Annotated in this window: 7 protein-coding genes; 6 read left to right on the top strand and 1 reads right to left on the bottom strand. The window is 50.5% G+C overall.

Annotated elements, in window-relative coordinates:
* Positions 1-2,797: methionine synthase (gene metH, locus Q0986_RS14175; protein WP_299411388.1), on the bottom strand; the 2,797-nt coding region annotated here is incomplete at its 3' end.
* 347 nt (positions 2,798-3,144) lie between these two features.
* On the opposite strand from metH, the gene rpmJ reads away from it, so the two are divergent.
* The 6 genes from rpmJ (at position 3,145) to truA (ending at position 6,593) form a co-directional block, all read left to right on the top strand.
* Positions 3,145-3,258, top strand: coding sequence for a 50S ribosomal protein L36 (gene rpmJ / locus Q0986_RS14170; RefSeq protein ID WP_010480573.1), 114 nt, complete (start codon positions 3,145-3,147; stop codon positions 3,256-3,258).
* Between the two features lie 95 nt (positions 3,259-3,353).
* Entirely contained in the window at positions 3,354-3,734 is a 381-nt protein-coding gene (gene rpsM, locus Q0986_RS14165) for a 30S ribosomal protein S13 (protein WP_299411384.1), read from the top strand.
* Positions 3,735-3,788: 54 nt separating this feature from the next.
* Positions 3,789-4,184 carry a 30S ribosomal protein S11 gene (gene rpsK / locus Q0986_RS14160; protein WP_299411383.1) on the top strand — a complete coding sequence of 132 codons (396 nt, stop codon included), beginning with the start codon at positions 3,789-3,791 and terminating at the stop codon, positions 4,182-4,184.
* A gap of 207 nt (positions 4,185-4,391) precedes the next feature.
* The gene (locus tag Q0986_RS14155; protein WP_299411380.1) at positions 4,392-5,333 is read left to right on the top strand and encodes a DNA-directed RNA polymerase subunit alpha; all 942 of its coding nucleotides are present in this window, start codon (positions 4,392-4,394) and stop codon (positions 5,331-5,333) included.
* 11 nt (positions 5,334-5,344) lie between these two features.
* Complete coding sequence (rplQ, locus tag Q0986_RS14150) at positions 5,345-5,695, top strand: 50S ribosomal protein L17 (protein ID WP_299411376.1); 351 nt, start codon at positions 5,345-5,347, stop codon at positions 5,693-5,695.
* A gap of 19 nt (positions 5,696-5,714) precedes the next feature.
* On the top strand, positions 5,715-6,593 hold the full coding sequence (gene truA / locus Q0986_RS14145) for a tRNA pseudouridine(38-40) synthase TruA (protein WP_299411375.1): 879 nt from the start codon (positions 5,715-5,717) through the stop codon (positions 6,591-6,593).
* Positions 6,594-6,671: the final 78 nt, after the last annotated feature.

The raw sequence follows: 6,671 nt of genomic DNA, 5'->3' as shown, positions 1-6,671 counted from the left end.
GCAAAATGGTAGTTCCCCAGAAGGGTGGGGTAGGCCGCTCGATATCGATATCCACCGCTTCCGAACGTCGGGTATCCACAGGCATTGCAGCAGTGGCAGTGTCCGCCGCGTTCTCCTGGGGCTGAGAGCCATTTGTAGAGGCTGACTCAGAAACCTGAGCCTGCTCATTTAAGAAGCCTTTGAGGTTATCCCATTGCCCGTCGGTTTTAGCGGGCATCAGTTTATCCATAAAGTGCAGGTCGGCAAAGGCGTCTTTACCGTAAATCACTTGACCGTTGTAAGTGTTTTGGCAGTCTTGATTGACAAACTTAGGAGTGAGGGCGGCACCCCCCAGAATCACGGGAACGGTGATGCCTTCTTGGTTAAAGGTTTCCAGATTATCCTTCATAAAGGCGGTGGATTTAACTAGCAACCCACTCATGGCAATGCAGTCGGCATTATGCTCTCGATAGGCGGCAATAATCGTATCCACGGGCTGTTTGATGCCCAGATTAATCACCTGATAGCCGTTGTTAGACAGAATAATGTCCACCAGGTTTTTGCCAATGTCATGGACATCGCCTTTGACGGTGGCGATGACGACGGTGCCTTTGCCACTATCGTCGGCTTCTTCCTTATCCATCATCGGTTCCAGATAGGCCACTGCCGCTTTCATGGTTTGGGCAGACTGCAACACAAAGGGAAGCTGCATTTGCCCCGACCCAAACAGTTCTCCCACCACTTTCATGCCATCCAATAGAAAGGTATTAATGATGGCCAAGGGCGCATGATCCTTAAGGGCAATATCGAGCTGTTCTTCTAAACCAATCCGCTCCCCGTCAATGATGTGGTTTTTGAGGCGTTCTTCTACGGGAAGAGAGGTATCGACACTGCGATCGCGTTTCGTTGTCTTCCCTTCAAACAAAGTGGTCAGCTTGGTCAGGGGGTCATAGGTACAAACCTCCCCGTCAAACTGGCGGCGGTCATAGATCAGATCTAAACAAACCTGTTTATGCTCCTCCTCAATTTTGGCCAGGGGCAGAATTTTGCTAGCACTAACAATCGCTGCATCCATCCCTACTGCCATCGCTTCATGGAGAAACACCGAGTTTAAGGTGACGCGAGCGGCTGGATTTAAACCAAAGGAAACATTGGAGACGCCCAAGATAATATGACATCCGGGTAACTCGTCCCGAATCTGCCGAATGGCATTGACGGTGGCGTTGGCATTATTTCGATCTTCTTCAATCCCCGTCGAGGCAGGTAAGGCCAGAGGATCAAAAAAGATTTCATAGGCGGGAATGCCATAGTTAATGGCGTCATCATAGGCCCGCTTAGCAATTTCAAACTTTTTCTCTGCCGTTCGGGCCATGCCATCTTCGTCAATGGTGCCCACCACCACGCCAGCGCCATAGGTTTTGGCCAGCTCTAAGACTTTGTAGAATCGCTCTTCCCCATCTTCATAGTTGGTGGAGTTAAGGATGCATTTACCCCCGGCCACCTTTAGGCCCGCCTCCATTTTTGTCCACTCGGTGGAGTCGAGCATCAGGGGTAGTGAGACGGTATTCACGAGGCGAGAGGCTAGTTCTCGCATATCCCGCTCGCCATCGCGACCCACGTAGTCTACGTTGACATCAAGGACATGGGCACCCTCTTTGACTTGCGATCGCGCCAGTGATACCAACCCATCCCAATCTTCCGCATTTAGGGTTTCGCGGCACTTTTTAGACCCGCTGGCATTCAGTCGTTCCCCCACAATCAAAAAGGAATTGTCCTGATCGTAGGACTGGGTCGTCATAATTGAGGCTGCTGCAGGCACAAAGGGCAAGGGGGCATAGGGCGGTAAACTTTGCCGTGAGCCAATCTCGCGTGCCTTAGGTTTTAGGTCCTGAGCCATTTCTGCCAACTGTTGGATATGGTCTGGACGAGTACCACAACACCCCCCGATTACCTGTACCCCCAGGTCTTCGATAAAGTGCATCAAGGACATCCGCAACTCCATTGGCGTTAAGCGGTAATGAGCCTGTCCGCCTACATTTTCGGGCAATCCGGCATTGGGGATACAGGAGACGATAAAGGGCGATTGCTCGGATAAATATTTAATATGCTCCTTCATCAAATCGGGGCCAGTGGCACAGTTCAGCCCCAGAATATCGATGGCATAGGGTTCTAGAACCGTCAGTGCGGCGCCAATCTCAGATCCCACCAACATGGTGCCGAAATTTTCCACCGTCACAGACACCATTAAGGGGAGTCTGGCCCCTTTCTCATCAAAGACGACTTCAATCGCGTTCAAAGCTGCCTTGATTTGTAAGACATCCTGGCAGGTCTCGACCAAAAGCAGATCGGCCCCCCCGTCATACAGTCCTTGAGCTTGCTCGACGTAAGCTGCTTTCAGGGTATCGAAATCAATATGTCCCAGGGTGGGAAGTTTTGTACCTGGCCCCATCGAGCCAGCCACAAACCGAGGCTTCTCGGGAGTCGAAAATTCAGCAGTCACCTGCTTAGCTAATTCTGCTGCAGCTTTGTTGAGGGCATAAGCATGATCCGCTAAATCATATTCAGCCAAGACCACCGAAGTGGCCCCAAAGGTATCCGTCTCAATAACATCTGCCCCGGCCTTCAGAAAATTACGATGAACCGTAGCCACAGCGTCCGGTTTCGTCTGCACTAAATATTCATTACACCCTTCCAAGTCTGGACCGCCAAAATCTGCTGCCGTCAGATTTTGCATCTGTAGAGAGGTTCCCATTGCACCATCAAAAACAATGACAGGCCGTTCGGGACTATGGAGCCGATCGAGGAAAGCACTCTTCATGATCCAGTTTTCAAAGATAGAAACGACTATTCCCCATAAACTGATATTGGCCGACAAATGGCAGATGGGGGTAGATATCCACTTTAAATCGATTTAGCAAGAATTTCGGGTTAAGTTGTCTGCAAAATACTGAATATTTGACAGCAAAGGGGTAAACCTGAAGCACAGGTTGAGCTAAAAACGATTATTTTTTTGAGCGACTGTAGTGCTGCAAAGCCATAACCCCCAATACTTTCCAACTGATCTGGATCGCAATCTTGGCGTGAACCTCATCGTTTCACCAAATTTAACTTGTGGGACGCAAATAGAAGTGATATGGTAATAGTTTTGTAGTCCTCTAATCTAGTATGAAAGTTCGCTCATCCGTTCGGAGAATGTGTGATAAATGCCGAGTCATTCGTCGGCGTGGTCGCGTTATGGTGATTTGTTCAAATCCCAAGCATAAACAGCGCCAGGGTTAGCATTGGCTATTGACACATTCGTGGTCGCTGTACCGATAGGGTCAACAGCCACGACAATTTTTTTTGATTAATTACGCCTAGGGAGTAACAACAGAGTGGCACGGATTGCCGGAGTAGACCTTCCCCGCGATAAGCGAATTGAGATTGGTCTCACCTACATTTATGGAATTGGCTTAACCAGATCCCATGAGATCTTGGCAGCGACGGGCGTTAACCCTGACACCCGAGTTCGAGATTTAGGCGATCAGGATGTCGCTGCTCTCCGTAACGCTGTGGCAGGCTATCAGGTCGAAGGGGATCTGCGCCGATGGGAATCCATGAACGTCAAACGATTGATGGATATTGGCTCTTATCGCGGACGTCGTCACCGAGCGGGGTTACCAGTTCGGGGCCAACGGACTCGCACTAACAGCCGGACTCGTCGTGGTTCTAAGCGAACTGTGGCCGGGAAAAAGAAAGCTCCCAGTAAGAAATAACAATCTTCTCTCTCATTTTTTCACTGATTTAGTTGGTTCAATAGATTTTCAGGTATGGCGCAACAACCTAATAAACGGTCCGGTGGACGCAAGCAAAAAAAGCATGTTCCTAATGGGGTGGCTCACATTCAGTCCACCTTTAACAATACGATTGTCACGATTAGCGATGCCAATGGTGATGTAGTGTCATGGGCCTCAGCAGGCTCTAGCGGTTTCAAAGGGGCTAAAAAGGGAACACCCTTTGCCGCTCAAACGGCCTCTGAAAGCGCTGCTCGTCGGGCCATGGACCAAGGTATGCGCCAAATTGAAGTGATGGTGAGTGGTCCCGGGGCAGGTCGTGAAACAGCGATTCGAGCCCTGCAAGGTGCCGGGTTAGAGATCACTTTAATTCGAGATGTTACGCCCATCCCCCATAACGGTTGTCGCCCACCCAAGCGACGTCGAGTCTAGGCTGCCACGCATTCTCTCTCACCTCCAATCTCTAGCTGTCCTGGCTTGAGATGCACAGGTAAGAGCAGAATGACTTTGATGGCGGACCTGTTACAGCCAAAACGCCGGGGATGATGTTTCAGACAAACCAAACCAGATTTATTACTCACTCCATAGGTTCAGAGAACCTATCTACATTTCAAGCACAGCAACAAGGGAGGGATTTTCGTGGCGCAATTTCAGGTTGAATGTCTTGAAACCACTGTTGACGAGGATTTTAGTCAGTATAGCAGGTTTATTCTTGAGCCCTTAGAAAGGGGTCAAGGCACCACGGTGGGGAATGCTCTCAGACGTGTACTGTTAGCCAACTTGCAAGGAACAGCCGTTACGGCTGTGCGCATTGCTGGTGTTAACCACGAATTTGCGACGATTCCTGGGGTTCGCGAAGATGTTCTCGATATTCTGCTGAATATGAAGCAGGTCGTCCTGAGAAGTCACACGAATGACCCTCAAATCGGACGCTTATTCGTGCAAGGACCTGCAACGGTCACGACCGATGACTTTGAGCTATCCACAGAAGTTGAGATTGTTAACCCCACACAGTACGTTGCCACGCTGTCTTCTGACGCCACGTTAGAGATGGAATTCCGGATTGAGCAAGGTAAGGGATATCACGCGGTTGGTAAAGCTAGAGATGAAGCGGCTGCTCTCGACTTCCTAGAGATCGATGCCATTTTTATGCCGGTACGTCGCGTCCATTATGAAGTAGAAGACGCTCGTGTCGGGGGGGCATTAGAAAAAGATCGGCTGATTCTGGATATCTGGACGAACGGTAATCTGACGCCTCAAGAGTCTCTCAGTCAGGCTGCCAGTATTTTGGTTGATTTATTCAATCCGCTCAAGGATGCCACCTTCAACGTCGTGGAGGATATTGAGACTGAGGAAGAGGATGAAACCAATCAAATCCCGATTGAGAGCCTCAATCTATCGGTCAGAGCGTACAACTGCTTGAAGCGGGCTCAAATTAATAGTGTGGCGGACCTGCTGGAGTATTCCCAAGAAGATCTCTTAGAGATTAAAAACTTTGGGGCCAAGTCTGCAGATGAGGTGATTGCTGCCCTCCAAGACCATCTCGGCATCACCATGCCAACTGAAAAATCGAAAAGTTAAGGGATAATTCCATGCGTCATCGTTGTCGAGTTCATAAGTTAGGCAAACCTGCCGACCAGCGCAAGGCTCTCCTTAGATCCTTGGCCACTCAGCTGATTCGCCACGGTCGAGTGACGACCACTAAAGCTCGGGCCAAGGCCGTGCGGTCTCAAGTGGAGAAAATGATCACCTTAGCCAAGGATGGATCATTGGCTTCTCGCCGTCAGGCCTTAGGATATATCTACGACAAGCAGTTGGTCCATGCCTTGTTTGACCAAGCGTCGGATCGTTATAGCGATCGCAACGGTGGATACACCCGTATTATTCGCACCATCCGTCGGCGCGGTGACAATGCTGAAATGGCCATTATCGAACTTACTTAGGAACTCAACCCCTGCGGTCATGCCATTGCCATCACCAACATGCCAACGAGTCGCCCTGGTTATTCAGTACCTGGGCACTCATTTTCATGGCTGGCAGCGGCAACCCCAACATCGGAGTGTACAGGCCGATATCGAAGATACCCTCGCTGAAATTGTCCAGCATCCTGTCACTCTGCATGGTGCAGGCAGAACTGACTCCGGCGTCCATGCCGCCGCGCAAGTGGCCCACTTCGACGCAGATTCCCCGATCCCAGCCCATCGGTGGGCGAGTGTCCTCAATGCTCGCTTACCCCAAGATATTTTGATTCGGGGTTCAGCTTTAGTGCCCCCAGATTGGCATGCTCGGTTTTCTGCAACCTGGCGGCGGTATCGATACACTTTATATACGGATCCTTGTCCCAATCTGTTCTTACGCCCCTATAGCTGGCATTATTATTACCAGCCCTTGGATGTGCAGCGCATGCAAGCTGCCCTTGATCCCCTGATTGGCCGTCATCATCTGGCTGCCTTTCACCGTGCAGGGTCTAGTCGCCCCCATTCCTGGGTGGATGTGCATGAAGCCACCTGCGTCCAGCGGTCAACGGTGGAAGCCAATGACAGCAGCCCTTTGATTCAGATTGAAGTCCAAGCGAGTGGGTTCCTGTACGGGATGATGCGTCTGCTCGTGGGCTTACTGGTTCAGGTGGGACGGGGATTGCGCTCTCCCGATAGCTTTACGGAGCTATGGCAGGCGGAGCGCCGGGACCAAGTGAAATATTCTGCCCCAGCGAAAGGCTTATGCCTGTTGCGAGTCGGATACCCTGATTTCCCTTTCTCTCCTGAGGTTTGGTTTGATACCTTTCCGCATTTGATGATGTCGAGTGTGCCCGCTGAATACTGCTGGAATCCAGCGTCCTAAACCCTCTCCCTGTTTTGAAATAGATAACTCTCATGGAAAAGACCTATTTACCCACCGTAACGACCGCTGACAAAAAGT

Origin of the sequence: Acaryochloris sp. IP29b_bin.148, from assembly GCF_028285565.1 — a bacterium.
Classification (GTDB): Bacteria; Cyanobacteriota; Cyanobacteriia; order Thermosynechococcales; family Thermosynechococcaceae; genus Acaryochloris.
This window is presented reverse-complemented; position numbering and strand designations above follow the sequence as displayed.

What these genes read in the sequence shown, in the direction of transcription:
- rpmJ (WP_010480573.1), top strand. Translation starts at nt 3,145, where the DNA reads ATGAAAGTTCGCTCATCCGTTCGGAGAATGTGTGATAAATGCCGAGTC.
- rpsK (WP_299411383.1), top strand. Translation starts at nt 3,789, where the DNA reads ATGGCGCAACAACCTAATAAACGGTCCGGTGGACGCAAGCAAAAAAAG.
- truA (WP_299411375.1), top strand. Translation starts at nt 5,715, where the DNA reads ATGCCATTGCCATCACCAACATGCCAACGAGTCGCCCTGGTTATTCAG.
- rplQ (WP_299411376.1), top strand. Translation starts at nt 5,345, where the DNA reads ATGCGTCATCGTTGTCGAGTTCATAAGTTAGGCAAACCTGCCGACCAG.